General features: G+C 74.4%; 21 protein-coding genes. 4 read left to right on the top strand and 17 right to left on the bottom strand.

Annotated elements, in window-relative coordinates:
* Window positions 1–99: 99 nt before the first annotated feature.
* From ACFW6A_RS21135 to ACFW6A_RS21125, 3 genes are all read left to right on the top strand, one after another.
* The gene (locus ACFW6A_RS21135) at window positions 100–543 is read left to right on the top strand and encodes an ATP-binding protein (protein WP_386483246.1); all 444 of its coding nucleotides are present in this window, start codon (window positions 100–102) and stop codon (window positions 541–543) included.
* Between the two features lie 154 nt (window positions 544–697).
* The gene (locus tag ACFW6A_RS21130) at window positions 698–1,933 is read left to right on the top strand and encodes a hypothetical protein (RefSeq protein WP_386641959.1); all 1,236 of its coding nucleotides are present in this window, start codon (window positions 698–700) and stop codon (window positions 1,931–1,933) included.
* 38 nt (window positions 1,934–1,971) lie between these two features.
* Window positions 1,972–4,110 carry a UvrD-helicase domain-containing protein gene (locus tag ACFW6A_RS21125; protein ID WP_386641956.1) on the top strand — a complete coding sequence of 713 codons (2,139 nt, stop codon included), beginning with the start codon at window positions 1,972–1,974 and terminating at the stop codon, window positions 4,108–4,110.
* A 57-nt stretch (window positions 4,111–4,167) separates the two neighbouring features.
* On the opposite strand, the gene ACFW6A_RS21120 is transcribed toward ACFW6A_RS21125, so the two are convergent.
* The 5 genes from ACFW6A_RS21120 to ACFW6A_RS21100 form a co-directional block, all read right to left on the bottom strand.
* On the bottom strand, window positions 4,168–4,446 hold the full coding sequence (locus ACFW6A_RS21120) for a hypothetical protein (protein WP_351850325.1): 279 nt from the start codon (window positions 4,444–4,446) through the stop codon (window positions 4,168–4,170).
* A gap of 87 nt (window positions 4,447–4,533) precedes the next feature.
* Entirely contained in the window at window positions 4,534–6,246 is a 1,713-nt protein-coding gene (locus tag ACFW6A_RS21115) for an N-6 DNA methylase (protein ID WP_386641954.1), read from the bottom strand.
* Between the two features lie 121 nt (window positions 6,247–6,367).
* Window positions 6,368–6,931 (bottom strand): 3'-5' exonuclease, encoded by a 564-nt coding sequence (locus tag ACFW6A_RS21110; protein ID WP_351850320.1) that lies wholly within the window; start codon window positions 6,929–6,931, stop codon window positions 6,368–6,370.
* A 74-nt stretch (window positions 6,932–7,005) separates the two neighbouring features.
* The gene (locus ACFW6A_RS21105) at window positions 7,006–7,677 is read right to left on the bottom strand and encodes a GntR family transcriptional regulator (protein WP_351850319.1); all 672 of its coding nucleotides are present in this window, start codon (window positions 7,675–7,677) and stop codon (window positions 7,006–7,008) included.
* A 76-nt stretch (window positions 7,678–7,753) separates the two neighbouring features.
* Window positions 7,754–8,944: a CaiB/BaiF CoA transferase family protein gene (locus ACFW6A_RS21100; protein WP_386641951.1), complete on the bottom strand. Its 1,191-nt coding sequence runs from the start codon at window positions 8,942–8,944 to the stop codon at window positions 7,754–7,756.
* 228 nt (window positions 8,945–9,172) lie between these two features.
* On the opposite strand from ACFW6A_RS21100, the gene ACFW6A_RS21095 reads away from it, so the two are divergent.
* On the top strand, window positions 9,173–10,357 hold the full coding sequence (locus tag ACFW6A_RS21095) for an acyl-CoA dehydrogenase family protein (RefSeq protein WP_386484909.1): 1,185 nt from the start codon (window positions 9,173–9,175) through the stop codon (window positions 10,355–10,357).
* 76 nt (window positions 10,358–10,433) lie between these two features.
* Here ACFW6A_RS21095 and ACFW6A_RS21090 read toward each other — a convergent pair whose 3' ends face one another.
* The 12 genes from ACFW6A_RS21090 to ectA form a co-directional block, all read right to left on the bottom strand.
* Window positions 10,434–10,937, bottom strand: a complete 504-nt coding sequence (locus ACFW6A_RS21090) for an FBP domain-containing protein (protein WP_386484907.1) — start codon at window positions 10,935–10,937, stop codon at window positions 10,434–10,436.
* Window positions 10,938–11,030: 93 nt separating this feature from the next.
* A complete protein-coding gene (locus ACFW6A_RS21085; protein WP_386641948.1) occupies window positions 11,031–12,500 on the bottom strand; it encodes a PLP-dependent aminotransferase family protein in 1,470 nt (489 codons plus the stop codon).
* Between the two features lie 360 nt (window positions 12,501–12,860).
* The gene (locus tag ACFW6A_RS21080) at window positions 12,861–14,303 is read right to left on the bottom strand and encodes a DUF6777 domain-containing protein (protein WP_386641945.1); all 1,443 of its coding nucleotides are present in this window, start codon (window positions 14,301–14,303) and stop codon (window positions 12,861–12,863) included.
* A 151-nt stretch (window positions 14,304–14,454) separates the two neighbouring features.
* Window positions 14,455–15,021 carry a type 1 glutamine amidotransferase domain-containing protein gene (locus ACFW6A_RS21075; RefSeq protein ID WP_351850309.1) on the bottom strand — a complete coding sequence of 189 codons (567 nt, stop codon included), beginning with the start codon at window positions 15,019–15,021 and terminating at the stop codon, window positions 14,455–14,457.
* Window positions 15,022–15,146: 125 nt separating this feature from the next.
* Window positions 15,147–15,935 (bottom strand): ectoine/hydroxyectoine ABC transporter ATP-binding protein EhuA, encoded by a 789-nt coding sequence (ehuA, locus tag ACFW6A_RS21070; protein WP_386641941.1) that lies wholly within the window; start codon window positions 15,933–15,935, stop codon window positions 15,147–15,149.
* Complete coding sequence (ehuD, locus tag ACFW6A_RS21065; protein WP_351850363.1) at window positions 15,925–16,560, bottom strand: ectoine/hydroxyectoine ABC transporter permease subunit EhuD; 636 nt, start codon at window positions 16,558–16,560, stop codon at window positions 15,925–15,927. Before ehuD ends, ehuA begins: the two co-directional genes overlap by 11 nt.
* Entirely contained in the window at window positions 16,560–17,252 is a 693-nt protein-coding gene (ehuC, locus tag ACFW6A_RS21060) for an ectoine/hydroxyectoine ABC transporter permease subunit EhuC (protein ID WP_351850305.1), read from the bottom strand. The genes ehuD and ehuC overlap by 1 nt, the downstream gene beginning before the upstream one ends.
* On the bottom strand, window positions 17,249–18,160 hold the full coding sequence (gene ehuB, locus ACFW6A_RS21055; protein WP_351850302.1) for an ectoine/hydroxyectoine ABC transporter substrate-binding protein EhuB: 912 nt from the start codon (window positions 18,158–18,160) through the stop codon (window positions 17,249–17,251). The genes ehuC and ehuB overlap by 4 nt, the downstream gene beginning before the upstream one ends.
* 91 nt (window positions 18,161–18,251) lie before the next feature.
* Window positions 18,252–19,151 carry an ectoine hydroxylase gene (thpD, locus tag ACFW6A_RS21050; RefSeq protein WP_351850300.1) on the bottom strand — a complete coding sequence of 300 codons (900 nt, stop codon included), beginning with the start codon at window positions 19,149–19,151 and terminating at the stop codon, window positions 18,252–18,254.
* A gap of 49 nt (window positions 19,152–19,200) precedes the next feature.
* Window positions 19,201–19,635 carry an ectoine synthase gene (locus ACFW6A_RS21045; RefSeq protein WP_386641938.1) on the bottom strand — a complete coding sequence of 145 codons (435 nt, stop codon included), beginning with the start codon at window positions 19,633–19,635 and terminating at the stop codon, window positions 19,201–19,203.
* 25 nt (window positions 19,636–19,660) lie between these two features.
* Window positions 19,661–20,917, bottom strand: coding sequence for a diaminobutyrate--2-oxoglutarate transaminase (ectB, locus tag ACFW6A_RS21040; RefSeq protein WP_351850298.1), 1,257 nt, complete (start codon window positions 20,915–20,917; stop codon window positions 19,661–19,663).
* A 78-nt stretch (window positions 20,918–20,995) separates the two neighbouring features.
* Complete coding sequence (gene ectA, locus ACFW6A_RS21035) at window positions 20,996–21,544, bottom strand: diaminobutyrate acetyltransferase (RefSeq protein ID WP_351850296.1); 549 nt, start codon at window positions 21,542–21,544, stop codon at window positions 20,996–20,998.
* Between the last annotated feature and the right edge of the window lie 366 nt (window positions 21,545–21,910).

The following is a 21,910-nucleotide window of genomic DNA, read 5'->3' as shown; positions in this document are numbered from 1 at the left end:
TGCGGGGTCCGTACTGTCCACCCTGAGCGCCCGTACGCTGACGGTGCGTACGGGGTGCGGCTCTCGCGCCGGGAGTCGCGCGGCCGCCACTGTGGCCCCATGGAACAGACGTCACCTCAACTGGTCACCACCGTACGCATGTTCAGTCAGCTGATCTCGTCGACCCGGCGCGGGGCCCGGCTGGCCCGGCTCCTCACGATGACGGAGCTGTACTTCTGGGGCGTCCCGCAGGGCGTCACGGAGCGTGCCGAACAGGTCGTCGCCGAACTCGCCGCGAACGCCGTGCTGCACGGCAGGGTCCCGGGCCGGGACTTCCGGCTCCGCCTGGCGCTGGAGGCGGACGGCGGCGCGCTTCGGATCGAGGTCACCGACGCGCGCGGCGAGCGGCTGCCGGCGGTCGTGCCGCCGGGCGGGGGCGACGGCGGGAGGGGGCTGCCCCTGGTGGCGGCGCTGGCCGATCGCTGGGGTGTCGTCCCGTGCCCGCCCGGCGGCAAGACGGTGTGGGCGGTGCTCGACCCCGATCGAATGCCCCCGAACGAGTGACGCCGATACGCCCGATACGTCGATTACTGCGTGTCAGACTGGACTTACGGGCCGTCACCGGCGTGCGAATGCCGGTGACGTGTCGTCAGTTCACGTAAAGACCCCCGCGACGCTGGAACGTCCGGGGGCATGACACCAGGAGCCAGAACTCCCGATGCAGATCCATCGTATCCCCAAGCACGACCGAGAGTTCGTCATCATCGCCAACAAGGCGATCCAGGACCCACGGCTCTCGCACACGGCCCGGGGCATCCTCGCCCTGGTCCTCTCCCTCCCCAACGGCGTCAGGGAGAACGTCCGGACCCTCTCCGACAACTACCCGCAGGGTCGGCGCGCGGTCGAGAGCGCCGTCGCGGAACTGCGGCTGCTCGGCTACTGGGTGACCCGGACCGTCCGCGACCGGGAGACCCGCCGGATCGTCTCCACCGTCGACGTGTACGAGCTGCCGCCCGCCCCGGTACCCGGCGCCCCGGTTCCCACCCGTCCGGTCATCGGCCCGGAGGCCGCCGAGAACGCGGGCGCGTCCCCTTACGGGGAAAAGGACGGGGAAAGGGACGGGGGAAAGCAGGGGGAAGGAAACCCTCCCTTCCCTCCCGCGCCCGCGCCCGCGCCCGCGTCCGAACCTGCGCCCGCGCCCGCGTCTGTCCCTGTCGCTCCTGACCTCGCGCCCGCGCTCGCACCCGCTCCTGCCGCACCCAAGCCCGCGCTTGTGCCCGCGCCCGCGTCTGTCCTTGCCGCGCCCAAGCCCGCGCCCGCGCCTGCGTCCGTGCCCGCCCCTGTCGCTCCCGCATCCGTCCCTGCCGCATCCGCCCCCGCCCCCGCCCCCGCGTCCACCGTCGGGCCGGAGCCGACCCCCGGTGCCGCGCAGGAGGTCGCCTCCGGCGCGTACGCGGCCGAGGCCGCCCGCGTGTTGCGGCGCCTCGCGTCCGTCGACGCCCGGCTCGGGCTGTCCGCGCGGCAGGTCGCCGAACTCGTCCCCGCCGTCGCCGACTGGCTCGACCGGGGCGCCACGGTCACCGAACTCCTCGACGCCCTGACCCAGGGCCTTCCCCGGAGGCTGTACTCCGCCCGGGCCGTGATCGCCGACCGCCTCGACCGCAAGCGCCCCGCCCGCAGGCGCCGCTGGAAGACCTACGCCGACTGCGCCGACGGCTGCGGCGGGCTGCTGCCCGAAGGACAGGACTCCGGCTCCTGCCACGCCTGTTCCGGCACCGAACGGCCCGGCGCCGAACCGTCCGGCCCCGCCTCCGCGCCCCTCCCCGAGACGCCCCCGGGCCCCCTCGCACCCGAAGGCTTCGCCGTCTTCCGCGCCGCCCGCACCGCGCTGTCCGGCGGGGCCCGGCCCGGAGGGCCTCTCGTCCCGCGGGCCGCCGACGGCGTCCTCGTATGATCAACGGGCCGTATCCCTCGCCCGTGAGGAGCCCCGTCGTGCCCCAGCTCGCCCTCGCCCACTCCTTCTGGGAGAGCTACGACGCCCTGGAGAAGCAGGTCAAGGCGGGTGTCCGCAAGGCGATGGCCAAGTTCCAGCTGCTGACCGTCGCCGAACTGCACGCGGACAAGGGGCTCCACCTCGAATCCGTCGACAAGGCGAAGGACGCCCGGATGCGGACGATCCGCATCAACGACTTCTGGCGCGGGGTCGTCCTCGCGCCCGACGACGGCAGCGACACCTTCCTCCTGCTGAACGTCGTGCCCCACGACGACGCCTACACCTGGGCCGCGAAGCGCCTCTACACGGTCAACACCGCCACCCGCGGCCTCGAGGTCCGCAACGTCGTCGCCATCGAACAGCTGACGCCCGCCCTGGAGCGGGCCGCCCGCACCGCGCCGGACCTGCTCTTCGCCCGCCACTCCGACGCGGTCCTCGGTCACCTCGGCATCGACGCGCAGGTCCTCAGGGCCGTACGGACCGTCACCGAGCGGTCCCAGCTCGACGCGTTCGGGACGCTGCTGCCCGAGGACCAGTTCGAGGTCCTCACCTTCCTCGCCGACGGTTACCCGCCGGAGGAGGTCTACCGGGACGTGGTCGCCGTGCGCAGGCCCGCCGACGCCGCCCCGGAGCCCACCGAGGACCTGGCGACCGCCATCGCCAACACCGCCGGCCGCATCCGGCTCGTCACGGAACCCGACGAACTCGCCGACATCCTCTCCAAGCCGTTCGCGGCCTGGCGCGTCTTCCTCCACCCCTCCCAGCGGCGCCTCGCCTACCGGGAGTCGTACAACGGCCCCGCGCAGGTGTCCGGCGGCCCCGGCACCGGCAAGACCGTCGTCGCCCTGCACCGGGTCAAGCACCTGCTGTCCCGCGCGCCGGACAGCCGGATCCTCCTCACCACCTACACCAACGCGCTCGCCGCCGCGCTCCGCGAGAACCTGGCGCTCCTCCTCGACGACCCCGGCCTCCTGGCCCGCGTGGACGTGACCACCGTCGACGCCTACGCCCACCGCGTCGTGCGGGAGCTGGGCGGCCGCGTCCCCGCCCCGCTCACCGACCAGGAGGAGCGGCGGATCTGGGGGAAGGTCGCCCAGCGGCTCGAACTGCCCTGGACCGAGCGGTTCCTGGCCCAGGAGTACCGGCACGTCGTCCTCGCCCAGGACCTGCGCACCGCCGACGACTACCTCAACGCCACCCGCAGGGGCCGCGGGACCGCCCTCGGCCCCCTCAAGCGCGCGCTGCTGTGGCGGGCGGTCTCCGCCTTCGAGAACGAGCTCGCCGCGCAGGGCGCCTCCACCCACCTGCGGATCTGCGACGACGCCGCCCGCAGGATGACGGAGGCGGGGGCCGCCGCGTACGGCTACGACCACGTCGTGGTCGACGAGGCCCAGGACCTCCACCCGGCGCAGTGGCGGGTGCTGCGCGCCGCCGTCGCCCCCGGCCCGGACGACCTCTTCGTCACCGGCGACCCGCACCAGCGGATCTACGACGCCCACGTCTCCCTCGCGTCCCTCGGCATCCGGGTCGCCGGCCGCTCCAGCCGGCTGCGGATCAACTACCGCAGCACGGAGGAGATCCTGGCCTGGTCCACCGGCGTCCTCGCCGGCGACACCGTCGCCGACCTCGGGGGAGACGGTGGCGATAGCCTCACCGGCTACCGCTCCCTGCTGCACGGCAGGCGCCCGCACGTCGACGGCCACCCCTCGGAACAGGCCGAGGTCACCGCCCTGGTGGAACGCGTCCGGAGCTGGCTGGAACAGGGCGTCCGCCCCTCCGAGATCGCCGTGTGCACCCGCTTCAACCTCCTCCTGGACAAGGCCGGCCGGCACCTCGAAGCCGCGGGCGTGCCCGTCGCCCGGGTGAAGGACCGGCCGACGGCCGCCACCGAAGGCGTGCGCCTGGCCACCATGCACGCCATGAAGGGGCTGGAGTTCCGCTGCGTGGCCGTCGTCGGCGTCACCGAGACCGCGGTGCCCTTCGTCCGGGAGGTCACCCCCGAGGACGTCGACCGCCTCCAGCACGAGGCGGACACCCTCCGCGAACGCTGCGTCCTCTTCGTGGCCTGCACCCGCGCCCGCGAGTCCCTGCACGTCTCCTGGAGCGGCAAGCCCAGCCCGTTCCTGCCGCTCCCCTGAACCCCCGGCGCCCGTCCCCGCCCGGCGAGCGGGCGGGGAGGCGCGGAGGGGGCGGGCTCAGCCGCCGCAGCCGCCGCAGCTCTCCAGGCCCCGGCCGTTGACGGGGCGGGGTTCGGCGTCGGCCCAGGAGACGGGCTCGGCGGGCCCGGGCTCCTCCAGGACGGCCATGCCCACGCCCAGGAGGGTGAGGGGCGCGACGGCGAGGGCGATCATCCACCAGCCGATCGCCTCCTGGACGCCCTGGAGGTCCGCGTCCACCAGGATCCAGCAGAGCGCCCCCCACACCGCCAGGGAAAACCAGCTGCCGAACAGGATCCAGCGGTCCAGCCGACTCATGCCCCACCCCCCGTCGCCTTCGTCCCCGGCGTCGTTCCCCGGCCGGGACGGTGGAACACCCCGCTCCGGCCGGGGCGTCGCCGAAGGTCAGCCCGGGTCGGCGTCCGGCGGCAGCAGCGCGCCGGTGGTGAGCCCGTCGCGGGCCAGGACGGCGGCGCGGTGGCTCAGCTCCGCGAGTTCGCGCACGCTCTCCTCGAAGGCGGTGAGCGTGCGGAAGGCGGCACCGTAACGGCGCTGCTCGGCGATCCCCATCCGGGGGACGCGTGCCCCCCGGGCGTCCAGGCGGAACGTTCCGCTCGCGCTGGTCGAGCGGCGGTTGTTGGCCGCGCTCCGAAGGAAACCGTTCAGGTAGTCGCTGTCGAGCTGTCCGCTCGTCGACAGCGCCGCGTCCTCGGACAGTTCGATCAGACCGGCGCGCGCCAGCTCCGACAGGCTCACGGACGCCCCCTCCGACAGACCGCCCCCCGCCCCCGCCTCCAGCGCGGGCAGCAGACCGTCGAGCAGCGCCGTCTGCCGGGCGATCGCCGCCCTCAGGGCGGCGTACTCGCCCGCGTAGTCGGTCAGCCTGGCCGCCACGTGCGCGGCGGGCGTCAGGTCGACCGTGTCGTCCAGCAGGTCGATGCGGGGCACCTCGGTGCTCCGGCCCGACGCGCCGTCGAACGGCGCGTCCGCGTCCAGACCGCCGAAATCGGTCATCCGGACCGCGTCGGCACCCCGCGGGGAACCCGCGGGCCCGTCCGCGGGCCGGCGGAGCACCCACAGGTGGACCGGGAGGGAGTGCGAGGCCGCCATGCCGGCCGGGAGGGCGATCACCTCCGTCAGCAGCCCGCGGCGCACGATCTCGGCCCGGATGCGGCGCCCCGCCTTGCGGTAGGCGACCGAGGTCGGCATCACCATGACGACCCGCCCGCCCGGCGCCGTGTGGGCGTAGCAGTGCTGGAGCCACGCCAGCTCGCTCTCGGCCCGCGACGGCACCCCGAACTCCCAGCGGGCGTCCAGCAGAAGCTCCTCCCGCCCCCAGTCGGCCACCCCGACCGGCGGCTCGCAGACCACGAGGTCCGCCCTCAGCTCCGGGTACGCGTCGTCCCGCAGCGAATCCCCCGCCCGCACGGTGACGGGGGTGACGGCGGTGAGCCCCTCGACCCGGGCGCGCAGCCCGGCGAAGCGCGCGTGCGCGGGCAGGACGTCCTGCCCGAACAGACCGGTGGCCCGGTCCGCGAAGGCGAAGAGCAGAGAACCGATTCCGCACGCCGGATCCAGGACGGTCCCGTCCGAAGGGCCGGCGGCGTACCGGATCGCCTGGATGAGCCGCGCCGACGTGACGCCGTCGGATCCCGCGCGCCCCGGCGCGTCGACCAGCCGCGCGGTGAGGTCGGCGAGGAGCGTGCCCGGGGGGACCTCGGCGGTGAGTTCGGCCACGAGGGCGCGCAGCGGCCCCGCGCTCTCCGGCGCGGCGTCCGCGTCCGGCGCGCCCTCCGCGTGCGGTGCGCCCTCCGCCAGGATCCCGGCGACGGCCGTCAGTCCGCCGAGCACGTCGTCGCCGTACTCCGCCCGCAGCCGCTCCCAGAGCCTGACCTCGGCGGACGCCTCCCGCCCCTTCCGCTGGCCCTCCAGCCAGGAACGGACCTCCGCCAGCGAGAAGAGCGGGCTGCTCGTCCCGCCCGTCACCGGGGCCGGGAAGTCCTCGTGTCGTCTGCGCCAGTTGGAGACGGCCGCGCGCGTGACCCCCGCGAGCCGGGCGATCTCGGCCGCCGTCACGACGGCGTCCGCGCCTTCCGTGCGTGCGGGCTCGTCCTTCATGGCCCCCAAGGTACACGCAGGGGTCCGGAGTGCCCCTGAGGCCATGTGTTGGCGATGTAAACGAGTGGGGGAGGGGGCGAGGAGGGAAGGGGCAGGCCGTGGGTGGCGGGGGGCGTGCGGCTCAGTCCGCCGAGGGCCAGGCGCCCCGGGCCGCGAGGTCGAGGACCAGCGCCGCGATGTTCCAGGCGTCGTCCTCGCCCCGGTGGTGGCGGCCCTCCAGGGGGAGGCCGGCATGGGCGAGCGCCTGGGCCATGCCGGGGCGGCGGCGCAGGGCGTGGGCCTCGGTGAAGACGGCCTTCGCGTTGGTGTGGAGGCGGCCGAAGGGGTACGGGGTGCGCGCCGCCCCGCACTGGCGGGTGAACTGCTTGCGGTCGTAGTCGCCCCAGCTCGCCCAGGGGCGCGTACCGGCGGCGTGCTCGCGGGCGAGGAGCCGGCAGGCGGTCGCGAAGTCGACGCCGGTGTCCACCTCCGCCTGCGTGAGCCCGGTCAGTTCGGTGCAGAAGGCGCTCACGCGGGAACGCGCCGGCCGGACCAGGATCCGGTGGCGGCCCACCCGCTCGCCCGCCGCCAGGTCCACCACGGTCAGCCCGATCTCGATGATCTCGTTGACCTGGCCGGGCGGCGGCGCCGTGTCCCAGCAGGTGGCCTCGACATCGACGACGTTGATCAGGCGGGAGGGGTCCATGCCGGGAGCGTAGGAGAACCGGCCGGTCGCGGGCACCCGGATTTCCCCGCCGGCCGGTCGCCGCCCCCCGCCCGTCAGCCCGCCTCCGGGGGCAGCACCTTGCGCAGGGCCGCCACGGCGTGGGCCCGGTGGTCGTCGAGCCGGCCCAGGACCGCGCCCTTGTCTCCCTCGCTCAGGGCGGCGAGCACGGCCCGGTGGTCCTCGACGGCCTCGACGCGGTGCCCCGGGTCGGTGTAGTAGAGGGACCGGTAGGCGTCCGTGGCGTCCCAGAGCGTGGTGATCATGCGCACCAGCCGGGGCATGCCGCAGGCGGCGACGAGGGTGAGGTGGAAACGGCGGTTGGCCTCGGCCATGGCCGTCACGTCCCCGTCCCCGGCCGCTCGTTCGACCTCGGTCTGGAGGGCGGAGAGGGTGTCGTCCAGCCCCTCCGGCGCGAGGTCCATGGCCCGGCTCACCGCCTCCGTCTCCAGGAGGGCGCGGATCCGGTAGATCTCCTCCAGGTCGGCGAGGGACAACTCGGCGACGAAGTAGCCGCGGTGGACGTGGTGGACGACCAGGCCCTCGGCCTCCAGGGCCTTGAGGGCCTCCCGGAGCGGCACCCGGCTCACTTCGAGGCGGGCGGCGAGGGCGTCCTGCCGGATGGGCGCGCCCGGGCGCAGCTCGCCCCTGGTGATGGAGCCCCGCAGCTCCTCCAGGACGAACTGCTGGGCCGTCCGGGGCCGTCGCCTCTCCACCGCTCCGCTCATCGATCCGACCTTCCGCCGTTGCTCATGGACCGGCGGCCTTTTCCGTCGCCGTCGGTGACCGTCATCTTCCTACGGATCACGGGACCGCGTTCGAGTCGTCCACAGGGGCGATTCCGGCCAGCACCTCGTCGGTGTGCTGACCGAGCCGCGGGGGAGCGGAGCGGTAGGACGGAGGGGTGGCGCCGAAGCGGACCGGGTGCGCGACCTGGCCCGGCCCGGCCGGCTCCTCCGGGAGCCGGGCGCCGAGGCCGAGCCGGTCGGCGAGCGCGAACGCCCCGGCCAGGTCGTTGATCGGGCCGCAGGGCACGCCGGCGGCGGTCAGCTCCTCGAACCAGGCGTCGGCGGTCCGGGACGCGAGGGCGCCGGAGAGTTCCGCCGCCAGCTCCTCGCGGTGGGCGACCCGGGCGGTGTTGGTGGCGAACCGTTCGTCCGCCGCCAGTTCCGCCCGGCCGATCCGCTCGCACAGCGCCCGGAACTGCCGGTCGTTGCCCACCGCCAGGACCAGCGGCCGGTCCCGCGCCTCGAAGACCTCGTACGGCGTGATGCTCGGGTGCCGGTTGCCCATCGCGCGCGGCACGACGCCCGCGCCGAGGTGGGCGGCGGCCTGGTTGGTGAGGGCGGAGAGCAGCGAGCCGAGCAGCGAGACCTCCACCCGCTGGCCCTCGCCGGTCCGTTCGCGGTGGCGCAGGGCCGCGAGGACGCCGAGACCGGCGTGCAGTCCGGTGATGACGTCCACCAGCGCCACCCCCGCCTTCGTCCCCCGGCCGCCGGGCTCGCCCGTGACGCTCATCAGCCCGCCCATGGCCTGCACGAGCAGGTCGTATCCGGGCAGAGCGGCGCCGCCGTCGGTCCCGAAGCCGGTCACCGAGCAGTAGACGAGGCCGGGATTGGTCCGGCGCACCTCCTCGAACCCCAGGCCCAGCTTCTCCATCGTGCCCGGCCGGAAGTTCTCCACCAGGACGTCCGCCCGGTCGACGATCGCCCGCGCCGCCGCCATGCCGTCCGGCGAGGCGAGGTCGAGGGCCACGGACCGCTTGTTGCGGTTGACCCCCAGGAAGTAGGTGGCCTGCCCGTCCGCGAACGGCGGCCCCCAGGCCCGCGTGTCGTCCCCGCCGCCCGGCCGCTCGATCTTGATGACGTCGGCGCCGAGGTCCGCCAGGAGCATCGTCATGTACGGCCCGGCGAGGACCCGTCCGAAGTCGGCGACGACGATGCCGGACAGGGCGCCGGGGGCGGGCTCGTGCTCGTGGGGGTGGTCGGTGGGCATTCCGCGCTCCCTCGGTGGCGACGGCGGGTCCGGTGCGCCGGATCGTGGATCCGACACGCTGAGGACGGGATCCGGCAGGGTGGAGATCGGATCCCGAAGATTGGATCCAATCGGACCGTAGGGCTCGGGTGTCGGATTTTCAATACTGGATCCAAAATCCAATCTGCCGCTACGCTTCGGCTCGCCACGCCGAGCACGACCCTCGTCACAGCCGCCAGGAGGCCGCCCGTGAAGTCCTCGCCGTCCACCGCCACCCACCCCCTCGCCCTTCTCGCCGTCGACGGCCTGCTCAGCGACGAGGAGCGGGAGATCCGCGCCACCGTCCGCGCCGTCGCGGACCGCGAGCTGCGCCCGCACGTCGCCGGCTGGTTCGAGAAGGGCGAGATCCCGGCCCGTGAACTCGCCCGCACGCTCGGCGAGCTGGGGGTGCTGGGCATGCACCTGGACGGGTACGGCTGCGCGGGGACCAGCGCGGTGGCGTACGGCCTGGCCTGCATGGAGCTGGAGGCGGTCGACTCCGGGCTCCGCTCGCTCGTCTCCGTGCAGGGCTCGCTCGCGATGTACGCGATCTGGAAGTACGGCTCCGAGGAGCAGAAGCAGCGGTGGCTGCCGAAGATGGCGGCCGGCGAGTACATCGGCTGCTTCGGCCTCACCGAGCCCGACGCCGGTTCCGACCCGGGCGCGATGCGGACCAACGCCAAGCGGGACGGCTCCGACTGGATCCTCAACGGCACCAAGATGTGGATCACCAACGGCTCCGTCGCCGACGTCGCCGTCGTCTGGGCCCGGACCGAGGAGGGCGTCCGGGGCTTCCTCGTGCCGGCCGGCACCCCGGGCTTCAGCGCCCCCGAGATCAAGATGAAGCTCTCGCTGCGGGCCAGCGTCACCGCCGAGCTGGTCCTGGACGACGTCCGGCTCCCCGCCGACGCGATGCTCCCGGAGGCCCGGGGCCTGTCCGGCCCGCTCGGCTGCCTCAACGAGGCCCGCTTCGGCATCGTCTTCGGCGCCCTCGGCGCCGCACGCGACTGCCTGGAGACCGCGATCTCCTACGCGAAGGACCGGACCGTCTTCGCCCGCTCCCTCGCCTCGTACCAGCTCACCCAGCAGAAGCTCGCGGACATGTCCGTCGAACTCGGCAAGGGCATGCTCCTCGCCCTCCACCTCGGCCGCCTCAAGGACGCCGGCGAGATCACCCCCGAGCAGATCAGCGTGGGCAAGCTCAACAACGTGCGCGAGGCCATCGCCATCGCCCGCGAGTGCCGCACCGTCCTCGGCGCCAACGGCATCACCCTGGAGTACCCGGTGCTGCGCCACGCCAACAACCTGGAGTCCGTCCTCACCTACGAGGGCACCAGCGAGGTCCACTCCCTCGTCATCGGCAAGGCGCTCACCGGCGAGCAGGCCTTCCGCTGACCCGGGCGGGCACGGGGACGGGGCGGCCCGTGCGGACCGCCCCGTCCCCCCGCTCCACGCGTTTCCGTGCCGCTCCTCAGCCCGTCGTCACGCGGGCGAGGAACGCGTCCAGGTTCCCCATGGCACGCGCCACCCGCTCCTCGACGGACAGGGTCTCCTCCTGCCGGAACCCCCGCAGCTTCGGGACGCGCCTGCCGCGCAGGTAGAGGGAGCAGGCCAGGTCGGCGCAGACGTAGATGCCGACCGTGTTCCCCTCCCTGCCCCGGGCCCCCGCCAGCGGGGCGGCCAGCAGGGTGACGCCCGAGGAGGCGTGCCCGGTCATGCAGATCTGGCACATGCTCGTCTTCACGGCGCTGGTCCGGCCGGTCGCCGGCACCCGCAGGGACACCCCGAGCGGGCCGTCCTCGCGGCGCACCACCAGGTGGGCCCGGAGCGGCGCGCCCGGATCCACCCACCCCAGGAAGTCCAGGTCCTCCCAGGGCGTCTCGGCGAAGTCCAGCGGCAGCCGCAGCCGCGCGGCATCCCCCTTCGTCGCGTTCACGAACGACGAACGGATCTCTTTCTCAGTCAACGGTTCCACTCGTTGGACCGTACAGGCATGTCCCCCGACCGGGCATCCGGATATCGGCCCCACCGGCCGGCAGGCCGGAGGGGCGGCCACCGGATCCGCGGCTCAGGCCACCCACTCCGGCAGCGCCGGATCCGTGAACCGCCCCGGCGCCCCCTCCAGCGCCGCCGCCAGCCGCTCCGCCGCCGTCCCGTACACCTCCTCCGGCAGCGTGTACGGGATCCGCAGCCGGTGCTCGTGCGTCCCGGGATCCACCCCGAACCGCGCACCGCCCTCCACCCGCACCCCGTGCCGCAGGGCCCGCGCCGCCAGCTGCGTCGCCACCGGCCGCCCCAGGTCGATCCACAGGCACATCCCGCCCGGCGGCACCGACCACCGCCACTCCGGCAGGTGCCGGGCCAGCGCCGCGCCGAGCGCCTCCCGCCGCTGCCGCAGCTCCGCCACGCGCGCCCGCACGATCGGATCCAGGCGCCGCATCAGCGCCACCGCCACCAGCTGGTCCAGCACCGAACCCGACAGGTCGGCCGTCACCCGGGTCCGCGTCAGCTCCGTCACCACCCGCGCCGAGGCCCGCACCCAGCCCACCCGCATCCCGCCCCAGCAGCTCTTGCTCAGCGAGCCGATCGACACGATCTGCTCCCCGGCCCCCACCCCCGCCGCCGCGCCGAACGGCGCCGGGGCCGGCACGTCGAGCGCCATGTCCGTCAGCGTCTCGTCCACCACCAGCCACGTCCCCGTCGCCCGCGCCGCCCGCGCCAGCTCCCGGGCCTGCTCGCGCGGCATCAGCCGCCCCGTCGGGTTGTGGAAGTCCGGGATCAGATACGCCAGCCGGGGCGCGGTCTGCCGCAGCGCCGCGTCCACCAGCCCGGTGTCCCAGCCGCTCTCCGTCACCGGCACCGGCGTCACCCGCATCCCCCGGCCCCGCATCGCGTCCAGCGCGTTGGTGTACGAGGGGTTCTCCGCCAGCACCCGGTCGCCCGGCCGCCCGAACTGCGCGAGCACCAGCGACAGCGCCTGCTGCGCCCCCGTCGTCACCAGGATCTGCTCGGGCCGGGTCGGCAGCCCCCGCTCGGTGTACCGCTCCGCGACCGCCGCCCGCAGCTCCGGCAGGCCGTACGGGTGGTAGCCCGGCGCGGCGGTGTACCGGGGCAGCTCCGCGGCGGCCTCCGCCAGCGCCTCCGCGAGTTCGGCCCGCGGCCCGTGCGGCGCGGCCAGCGCCAGGTCGATCACCTCGCCGGCCCCGTCGGGGAAGGCGCCCAGCGAGATCGGCGCCTGTCCGTCCGGCAGTGCCGTCCACGTCCCCGCGCCCCGCCGGCTGTGCGCGTACCCGCTCTCCCGCAGCAGGTCGTACGCCCCCGTCACCGTCGTCCGGCTCACCTCCAGGACCTGCGCGAGCTCCCGCTCGGCGGGCAGCCGCAGCCGCAGCGCCACCCGCCCGTCGAGCAGCGCCTCCCGCACCGCCCGCGCCAGCTCGCGGTATCCGAACCGGCCCTCCGGCGGCCGGGTGAGCAGGGAGGCGAGCTGGCGGCCGGACAACGTCCGGTCCGCGGTGTGGACCACACGGCCCTCTGCCATGCCAATCACTCCTTATTGGCTCTGCTGTCCGGGCCAATAAGGCTACAGACTCCCTTCCAGTGGCCTGGTGGTGCGTCCGGAGGAACGCCGCCACCGGACCACTTCTCCGCTCAGCGCACCCGTCCACAGGGAGGAACCCGACATGACCCCGCACTTCACCGACCGCGACGAGCGCCTGTGGCAGCGGCACGCCGAGGAGCGGGCCGCCCGCCCCCTGCCCGTGGGCGCCTGGCTGCGCACCCTGCGCGCCACCCTCCGGACACCCACCGTCCTGCCTCCCGGACCACGGAGGGCGCCGTGTGACCGCGCGGACGCCCGTACCGGAGGGGCCGGGTACGGGCGTCCGCGGGGGACCGGGCGTCAGGCCGCGAGCCACCGTCCGGGGCCCGGGGCCGGCGCGGAGGAGGTGCCGGAGCCGGAGGGGGCCGCCGGGGACAGGCCGGAGGACGACGTCTCCGTGGTGTCCGTGGAGCCGGTCGTCCCGTCGGTCGTGGTGTCGGCCCCGTCGGTCGTCGTCCCGGGCGTGTCCGAGGGAGTGTCCGAGGGCGAGTCCGACGGGGAGTCCGAGGGCGAGTCGGAGGGGGAGTCCGACGGGGTCTCGGACGTCGGCGACGTCGTGTCCGTCGAAGGGGACGGCGTGGGCGTCGTCTGCGTCGGCGAGAGCGTGGAGGGGCAGGGGGACGGCGTCACGCCGTCGACCGGCGTCGGCGTCTCGTCGCCGGTCACCGTCACGCACGGCACCGGCGAGGTCGACGACGTGGACGGCGACGGGGACGTGGTGGTCGGCGTGGGCCGGGGCGGCGGCGGGGTCGGCTTGTCGTGCCGGCCGGTGTCGCCGTGCTCGCGCGCGAACCAGGCGTCGTCCTCGGGGTCGTACACGACGAAGACGTTCACCACGGTCACCGAGGGGGCCACGACCACGACCTGGGAGGCGTTGTAGCCCTGCCACGGGGTGCCCGTCGTCCGCGGCTCCCGCTGGGCCACCGGCTCGGTCAGCGGGTTCCCGCAGGCGCAGCGCACCCGGGGCACGCCCCGCCCGTCGACGAGGACCGCCGTCCCCGCCTGGAGGACCGCCTGGTACGTGGTGGCGGAGCCGTCCTTGTAGCCGTGGTTGGTCACCCGGGTGTCCACCCGGAGCTGGAGCGGGGTGAGGGAGCGGAGGTAGCCCGGCACGGCGTCCGCGTCCAGGCCGAGGACCCCGGCGAAGGCGGCGTTCTTGGCGGGCTCGGCGCCGAGGAAGCGCACCTGCCGCTCCACGTCGCAGCTCGCCACCTCCCGCGTACCGCCGTACAGGCCGGGCGTGGAGCCCGAGACCTGCGGGGTGGCGCTCTCCGCCGTGCCGGTGCGCGGGGCCAGCGAGGCGGTCCCCGAGGCGCTGTCGGTGCGGGCGGTGGAGGCGGTGAACGGGTCGGGGCCGGAGGCGGAGGTGTTCTGCAGGAAGACCTCCCCGCTGCCGCCCGAGCCCGCCGTGTCGCCCTTGTCGTCCGACCGGCCGACGAGGACCACGGTCAGCGCGACGGCCGCCACGACGGCGGCGGTCAGCGAGGCCACCTTCGGCACGGACCGCCACCACGGCGTCCTTCCGCTGCCGCCGCCCCGGTGGGAGCCGCCCCCGTCCCCGCCGGAGCCGTCTCCGTCACCTCCGCCTCCGCCTCCGCCGGAGCCGTCGTGCGGCGGCGCGGGCGGGGGCCCGGCGACCCCGGGGCGGGTCGCCGCGCCGGAGAGCGGTCCCGAGGGCGGGCCCGTGGGCGGACCGGCGGGCGGGACCGACGGAGGGCCGGACGGCGGCGGTTGGGAAGTCACTTTTTTCCCTTTCTTCCGTTCGGCGCCATTCTCGGCGCCGAACGGGCACCCCGCACCCGCAGGCTCCGCCGACGGCCGCTCCCAGAAGGACGGCGGCCTCGGCGCCGGGCCGCGGCGGGAGGCCCGGCCGCCCGCCGCGAGGGGCCCGCCCTCAGGCCGCCGCCGCGTCCCGGACGGCCTCGACGAGGGCGGCGGAGAAGGCGTCGAGGTCGTCCGGCCTGCGGGAGGTGATCAGGGGGAAGGAGCCGTCCGTGTCGACGACGACCTCCCGGTCGACCCAGGTGCCGCCGGCGCCGGAGAGGTCGGGCCGCAGCGAGGGGTACGAGGTCAGCTCGCGGCCCCGGACCACGCCCGCGTCGGCCAGCAGCCAGGGGCCGTGGCAGATCGAGGCCACCGGCTTGCCCGCCTCGGCGAACGCCGTCACGAGCCGCCGGGCGTCCTCGTCGGTCCGCAGGGTGTCGGCGTTGACGGTGCCGCCGGGCACCACCACGGCGTCGAACCCCCCGGGCTCGACGTCCGCCAGGCGCGCGTCCGGCCGGACCTCGGCGCCGGGCTCGCGGTCGGAGACCAGGGTCTGCACCGGCTTCTCCTCCTGGGCGGCGACGGTGACGCGGGCCCCCGCCTTACGCAGCGCGGCCACCGGCTCGCGCAGCTCCTTCTCCTCCGTGCCGTAGTTCGTGGTCAGCACCAGAACGTGCCGTCCCTCCAGCAGTGACATGACCGGCTCCTCCCATGGGGTCGATGGCGTACGACGTCGCCCCAGCGCCTCACCACTCCCACCGGCCTCAAACACCGGCCCCGGACCCCGGCCCCCTCCTCCGTTCCCGCGCTCCGTCCCCGCCCTCACCCGATGGACCGCAGGAAGGCCCGGGTCCGCTCGTGTTCCGGGGCGTCGAGCAGCCGCCCCGGAGCGCCCGACTCCAGCACGCGGCCCCCGTCGAACATCAGGACCCGGTCCGAGACGTCCCGGGCGAAACCCATCTCGTGGGTGACGCAGAGCATCGTGAGGTCGGTGCCGGCGGCCACGTCCCGCAGCACGTCCAGGACCTCCGCCACCAGCTCGGGGTCGAGCGCGGAGGTCACCTCGTCCAGGAGGAGCAGCTCGGGGCGCATCGCCAGGGCCCGGGCGATGGCGACCCGCTGCTGCTGGCCGCCGGAGAGCCGGGTGGGGTGCGCGTCCTCCTTGTCCGCGAGGCCGACGAGCCCCAGGAGGTCCCGGGCGCGGGCGGCGGCCTCGTCCGCGTCGAGGCCCAGGACGTGCCGGGGCGCCTCCGTCACGTTCGCCAGGACGCTCATGTGCGGGAAGAGGTTGAACTGCTGGAACACCATCCCGACGCGCCGCCGGCGCGGGGCCAGATGGCGCTCGTCCGCGGGGACGAGCTTCCCGCCGCCCGACGGCATGTGGGAGTACGGCTCCCCGTCCAGGTGGACGACGCCGTCCGTCACCCGCTCCAGCGTCATCAGCAGCCGCAGGATGGTCGTCTTCCCGGAGCCGCTCGGACCGATCAGGGTCACCCGCTCGCCCGGCGCGACCGTCAGGTCGAGCCCGTCGAGCACGGTCTGTTCCCCGAACCGTTTCGTCACCCGCTCGAACCGGACCTTCTCGGCTCCGGGGACGGTCTCAGTGGGCAAGGCGGGCCTCCAGTCGGCGGACGAGCACGGACGTCGGCCAGCTCGCCAGCAGGAAGACGGCGGCGGCCAGGGTGAAGCTCTCCAGATAGGCGAAGTGGGTGCTGCCGAAGGCGCTCGCCTCGTGGACCATCTCGTTCACCGTGATGACCGAGAGGAACGGCGTCTCCTTGAACAGGGAGACCGCGTAGTTGCCGAGCGCCGGCAGCACCTTCCGCACGGCCTGCGGCAGCACCACGGCCCGCCACACCCGCCGCCTCGGCAGCGACAGCGCGGTGCACGCCTCCCACTGCCCCTTCGGCACGGCGTCGATGCCGGCGCGGTACACCTCGGAGAGGTACGCGGCGTAGTGCAGGCCCAGGACCAGCACCCCGAGCGTCAGCGGGTCGAGGCCCGGCACCAGCACCCAGGCCGCGAACAGCTGCACCATCACCGGCGTCGAGCGCACGAACGAGGCCAGCGCGCCCACCGGCAGGGCCGCCCACCGGACGCCGGAGCGCTGCACCAGGGCCACGCCGAGCCCCGCGACCAGCGCGACGGCGAAGCCGAGCACCGTCGCCAGCAGCGTGACGCCGAAGCCGGACAGCACGACGGGCAGCGCGGCCCGCGCCGCGTCCATGTCCCACATCACGCACCGCCCCCCACGACGCCGAGCCGCGCCTTCGCCCGGCGCTCCAGCGCGTTCATCCCCGCGCCGAGGAGCGCGGCGACGGCGAAGTACAGCAGGAGCAGCAGCAGGTAGGCGGCGGCCGTCCCGCCGGTCGCCGCCCGCAGCTGGTCGATCCGGAAGGTGAGATCGGCGACCGTGACCAGGGACAGCAGCGGCGTCGCCTTGAGCAGCTGGATCAGCAGGTTCTTGAACGGCGGGACCATCAGGACGTACGCCTGCGGCAGCACGACCCTGCGCAGGCGCAGCCCCGGCCCCATGCCCAGCGCGATCGCCGCCTCCGTCTGGGCCGCGGGCACGGCCGCGATCGAGCCGCGCACCACCTCCGCGCCGTACGCCCCGTAGTTGAGGCCGAAGGCGAGCACCCCGCAGGCCATCGGCTCCAGCCGGAAGCCGAGCATCGGCAGCGCGAAGAAGAGCCAGAACAGCTGGACGTACAGCGAGGTGCCCCGCAGGAACTCCACGGTGACGCGGGCCGCGCCGCGCACCACGACGGCGCGGGAGCGGGAGGCCAGGCCCAGGGCGAAGGCGACGAGCAGCGCGAGGGCCGCGCCGAGCGCCGTCGCCTCCAGGGTCACCAGGAGCCCCCGGCCGATGCCCGGCAGCGCCCGGCCCAGCTCGGAGAGGAACACGTCCGTGCCGGATCCGGTCATCCCGCGCACAGCTCCGCGGTGCGCAGGGTGCGCGGCGGCACCTCGCGCTCGGTGAAGCCGTACTTCCCGATCAGCTCGACGTACCGGGCGGGGTCGCCGGTGATCCGCGCGAGCTCCTCGTCGAAGGCCTCCCGCAGCGAGACGGCGCCGGTGCGGAAGACGGCGCCGCCGGGGCTGTACCGCTTCACCCCGTCGATCACCGGCACGAACGGCTCCAGGACCTCCACGGCGGCGCTCCCGTTGGTGCGGGCGAGCCAGCGCAGCGAGATGCCGGTGAGCGCGAAGGCGTCGATCCGGCCGGCGAGCAGGGCGTCGAGTCCGTCCTGCTGCTTGCCCACCGCCACCACGGACCCGTCCGGGACGCCTGCCGCCTTGGCGTACCCGCCCTCGACGGCGGCCGTCAGGACGCCGACGCGGGCCTTCTTCTCCGCGCAGGACGCCAGGTCGCTCAGCCCCTCCGGGTTCCCCCCGCGGACCATGAGGGCGGTGGGGGAGACGAACTCCGGCTCGGAGAAGGCGACTTTGGCGCAGCGCTCGGGGGTGATGGCCATGCCGGCGCTCACCACGTCGAACCGTCCGGCGAGCAGCCCGGGGATGAGGGCGCCGAACTCGGTGAGGGTGGGCCGGAGTTCGGGTATGCCGAGGGCGGTGAAGATCTCCCGGTGGAGGGTGGGCGCCTCCCCGGCGAGCTCGCCGCCGTCCTGGAAGCCGTACGGGGCCTCGCCGGCGAAGCCCACCCGGACGTGACCCTGCTTCCGCAGCCTCGCCAGCAGGTCCGCGTCACCGGCGGGGCCGCCGGTGCCGGCCTCCGTCCGGCTGCACGCGGCGAGCAGACCGGGCACGGCGAGGGCCCCGCCGAGGAGGGCGCCCCGGGTGAGGAGGTGTCTGCGGGAGGGAAGCGTGGTCATGTCCGTCCTTTCGCTGGGGAGTTCGGGCACGGGGGCCCGGGCACGGAGGCCCGGGCGGGGTCCGGGTGCGGGGGAGGCGCCGGCGGAGGGGTCAGCCGATGGGGGTGGTGTCCCGGGCGGCGATGTAGGAGGGCCGGCGGACGGGGGCGGCGAACGGCAGCTCCGGCGCGTTCTCCACGCTGTTGAAGACGAGGAAGACGTTGCTGCGGGGGAAGGGGGTGATGTTGTCGCCCGAGCCGTGCAGCGCGTTGCAGTCGAACCAGACGGCCGACCCGGCGTCGCCGGTGAAGTGCTCGATCCCGCACGCCTCGGCGAAGGTCGTCAGCGCCTTGTGCGACGGGGTGCCGGCGTCCTGCATCCGCAGCGACTGCTTGTAGTTGTCCTTCGGGGTCGCGCCGGCGCAGCCGAGGAAGGTGCGGTGCGAACCCGGCATGATCATGAGGCTGCCGTTGGTGGTGAAGTTCGGCGTCAGCGCGATCGACACCGACACGGCCCGCATCAGGGGCAGCCCGTCCTCGGCGTGCCAGGTCTCGAAGTCGGAGTGCCAGTAGAAGCCGCTCGCGCCGAAGCCGGGCTTCACGTTGATCCGCGACTGGTGGACGTAGACGTCGGAGCCGAGGATCTGCCGCGCCCGGTCCACGAGCCGCGGGTCGCTCGCGAGCCGGGCGAAGACCTCGCTGATCCGGTGCACCTCGAAGACGGAGCGGATCTCCCGGGAACGGGGCTCGACGATCGCCCGGTCGTCCTCGCGGATCCGCGGGTCGCTCACCAGCCGGTCCAGCTCGGCGCGGAGCTCGGCGACCTCCCCGGGGGTGACGAGGGCGTCGACGGCGAAGAAGCCGTTGCGCTCGTAGTCCTCCAGCTCGCGCGGCCAGAACGGGCCGGGCGTGCCGGGCTCGGACCAGACGACGGGCTCCTTGCGGTAGACGAGGGCCTCCTCGGTGCCGCGGGTCGGGTACGGGTCGACGGGGCGGGCGGGGGCGGTGGTCATCGCGGTGCTGGCCTTTCTCGTACGTACGGAGGGAGGGGCGGGGCGGGGCTCAGGCGCCGCCGGATCCGGGTCCGGACCCGGGCTCGGGCTCGGGCTCGGTGAGCAGCGGGTAGACGCCGTTCTCGTCGTGGTCCTCGCGGCCGGTGACCGGCGGGTTGAAGACGCACAGGCAGCGGAAGTCCTCCTTGACCCGGAGGGTGTGCCGCTCGTGGCCGTCGAGGAGGTACATCGTCCCGGGGACGATCGTGTACGCCGTCCCGGTCTCGTGGTCGGTGAGTTCGGCCTCGCCGGCGGTGCAGACGACCGCCTCGACGTGGTTCGCGTACCACATGGCGGTCTCGGTCCCGGCGTACAGGACGGTCTCGTGGAGGGAGAAGCCGACGCGCTCGCGGGCGAGGACGATGCGCTTGCTCTCCCAGGTGCCGGAGGCGGACCGCACGTGCCGCTCGGTGTCCTCCAGCTCCGCGAAGGTGCGGACGATCATGAAGTTGGCCTTTCCGTGAGGGGGTTCAGGCGGTGTGGCGGACGGCGCGGGCGAGGATGCCGAGGCCCTCGTCCAGCTCGTCGTCGGTGACGGTCAGCGGGGGCAGGAGCTTGACGACCTCGTCGCGCGGCCCGGACGTCTCCACGAGCAGGCCCAGCTCGAAGGCGCGCCGGCAGACGGCCCGGGCCCGCTCCCCGTCCGGGAACTCCAGGCCCCACACGAGCCCGCGCCCGCGCGGCACGGAGCCCGGGACGAGGTCGCCCAGCGCGGCCTCGACCGTGGCGGCCCGCCGGAGGGTCCGGTCGCGCAGGGCGGAGTCCCGCCAGTAGGCGTCGAGGGCGGCGGTGGCGGTGACGAAGGCCGGGTTGTTGCCGCGGAAGGTGCCGTTGTGCTCGCCGGGCTCCCACACGTCGAGCTCGTCGCGGAACAGGCAGAGGGACATGGGCAGTCCGTAGCCGCTGATGGACTTGGACAGGGTGACGACGTCCGGGGTGATGCCGGCCTCCTCGAAGGAGAAGAAGTCGCCGGTGCGGCCGCAGCCCATCTGGATGTCGTCGACGATCAGCAGCATGTCCCGGCGCCGGCACAGGTCGGCGAGGCCGCGCAGCCACTCGGCGCGCGCCACGTTGACCCCGCCCTCGCCCTGCACCGTCTCGACGATCACGGCGGCCGGGTGGTCGAGGCCGGACCCGGAGTCCTCCAGGAGCCGCTCGAACCAGAGGAAGTCCGGGGTCCTGCCGCCGAGGTAGTGGTCGAACGGCATCTGCGTGGTGTGCGTCAGCGGCACGCCCGCCCCGGCGCGTTTGCCGGCGTTGCCGGTGAGCGCGAGGGAACCGAGGGACATGCCGTGGAAGGCGTTCGTGAAGGACACGACCGTCTTGCGGCCGGTGACCTTGCGGGCCAGCTTCAGCGCCGCCTCGACGGCGTTGGTGCCGGTCGGGCCCGGGAACATCACCTTGTAGGGCAGGCCGCGGGGTTCGAGGACGGCCGAGCGGAAGGTCTCCAGGAACCGCCGCTTCGCCGTCGTCGACATGTCGAGGCCGTGGGTGATGCCGTCGCTCCCGAGGTAGTCGAGGAGCGGGCGCTTGAGCGCGGCGTTGTTGTGGCCGTAGTTGAGCGAGCCGGCGCCGGCGAAGAAGTCGAGGAAGGGACGGCCGTGCTCGTCGAACAGGCGGCTCCCGGTGGCCCGTTCGAAGACCGTGGGCCAGGCGCGGCAGTAGCTGCGCACCTCCGACTCGACGGTCTCGAAGACGGTGGGGGCGGATCCTGCGATGAGCGTCATACGGGACTCCAGTACGGGGGGTGGCGGAACGGGGGAGGAGCGGGGGAGAGGCGGGGCCGGGCGGCGGAGGGGCCGGCGTCAGAAGGACAGCGGCGCGATGCGGTGCAGCACCTCGGCCTCGTGGCCGGGCGCCGGGAAGGCGGCCGACGGGAAGAGGACCGTCCGGCTCACCCGGGCGCCGTGCCGCCGGGCGTAGGCGCCGAACAGGCGCTCCGACGCGAGGTTGTCCGGGGTGATGGTCGTCTCGACGGCGTCGAGCGGGTACGTGCCGGCGACGCGCTCCGAGAGGTGGTCGAGCAGCGCCCCGGCGATGCCGCGGCCCCGGTGAGCGGCGTCCACGGCGACCTGCCACACCAGCAGCGTCCCCGGCGCGTCGGGCCGGAGGTAGCCGGTCACGAAGCCCAGCGGCCGGCCGTCCGCGTCGCGGGCGACGGCCGAGGTCTCGGCGAAGTCCCGGCACCACAGGAGGTAGCTGTAGGAGGAGTTGACGTCCAGTTCCCCGGATTCCCGCGCGAGTCGCCAGAGTTGGGCGCCGTCGCCGACCCGGGGCCGTCCGACGGTCCAGTCCCGGGCGGAGACCGGCGCCGCGGCCCGGACGTGTTCCGGTGCTGTGTGAGCTGTGGTCATGGGCGCCGAAGTTACCCAGCGCAGCCGTGAACTTCCTGGTCCCGAGGGGTTCCGGAGGGGGGTGTTCCGTGCTATGGCCCGAGGCGTCCGGGTCGAGGAGTGGACGATCATCTCGCGGATTCGAGGGTGGGAAAGTCGTCGATAACGGCTCAAATCTTCCGTTTATAACGACGACGTAACACCTTCGAGCCGTCTCGCACCGCTGTCGGAGCGTTACCGCATCGTCGGCCGACAGCCCGTTTGACGGAGCCGTATCCGGTTAGGGATGCCTCCTATGGGCCCACGTTCACGCAGTGTCACCGTCACCGTGGCCCGTCCCCACCGGCCGTCCGGACGGACCGCACCCGCAGGCGGAGCCGCCCGGGC

It is taken from the genome of Streptomyces sp. NPDC058758 (assembly GCF_042746075.1).
Taxonomy (GTDB): domain Bacteria; phylum Actinomycetota; class Actinomycetes; order Streptomycetales; family Streptomycetaceae; genus Streptomyces.
The sequence above is the reverse complement of the archived record's forward strand: the minus strand, read 5'-3'. Positions and strand labels throughout refer to the sequence as shown.

Coding starts and splice junctions, on each gene's coding strand:
- ehuB (WP_351850302.1), bottom strand. CDS start 18,160: ATGACCACGCTTCCCTCCCGCAGACACCTCCTCACCCGGGGCGCCCTC.
- ACFW6A_RS21120 (WP_351850325.1), bottom strand. CDS start 4,446: ATGAGTCGGCTGGACCGCTGGATCCTGTTCGGCAGCTGGTTTTCCCTG.
- ACFW6A_RS21045 (WP_386641938.1), bottom strand. CDS start 19,635: ATGATCGTCCGCACCTTCGCGGAGCTGGAGGACACCGAGCGGCACGTG.
- ectB (WP_351850298.1), bottom strand. CDS start 20,917: ATGACGCTCATCGCAGGATCCGCCCCCACCGTCTTCGAGACCGTCGAG.
- ACFW6A_RS21105 (WP_351850319.1), bottom strand. CDS start 7,677: ATGAGCGGAGCGGTGGAGAGGCGACGGCCCCGGACGGCCCAGCAGTTC.
- thpD (WP_351850300.1), bottom strand. CDS start 19,151: ATGACCACCGCCCCCGCCCGCCCCGTCGACCCGTACCCGACCCGCGGC.
- ehuC (WP_351850305.1), bottom strand. CDS start 17,252: ATGACCGGATCCGGCACGGACGTGTTCCTCTCCGAGCTGGGCCGGGCG.
- ACFW6A_RS21115 (WP_386641954.1), bottom strand. CDS start 6,246: ATGAAGGACGAGCCCGCACGCACGGAAGGCGCGGACGCCGTCGTGACG.
- ACFW6A_RS21075 (WP_351850309.1), bottom strand. CDS start 15,021: ATGTCACTGCTGGAGGGACGGCACGTTCTGGTGCTGACCACGAACTAC.
- ACFW6A_RS21130 (WP_386641959.1), top strand. CDS start 698: ATGCAGATCCATCGTATCCCCAAGCACGACCGAGAGTTCGTCATCATC.
- ehuD (WP_351850363.1), bottom strand. CDS start 16,560: ATGTGGGACATGGACGCGGCGCGGGCCGCGCTGCCCGTCGTGCTGTCC.
- ACFW6A_RS21100 (WP_386641951.1), bottom strand. CDS start 8,944: ATGCCCACCGACCACCCCCACGAGCACGAGCCCGCCCCCGGCGCCCTG.
- ectA (WP_351850296.1), bottom strand. CDS start 21,544: ATGACCACAGCTCACACAGCACCGGAACACGTCCGGGCCGCGGCGCCG.
- ACFW6A_RS21085 (WP_386641948.1), bottom strand. CDS start 12,500: ATGGCAGAGGGCCGTGTGGTCCACACCGCGGACCGGACGTTGTCCGGC.
- ACFW6A_RS21135 (WP_386483246.1), top strand. CDS start 100: ATGGAACAGACGTCACCTCAACTGGTCACCACCGTACGCATGTTCAGT.
- ACFW6A_RS21110 (WP_351850320.1), bottom strand. CDS start 6,931: ATGGACCCCTCCCGCCTGATCAACGTCGTCGATGTCGAGGCCACCTGC.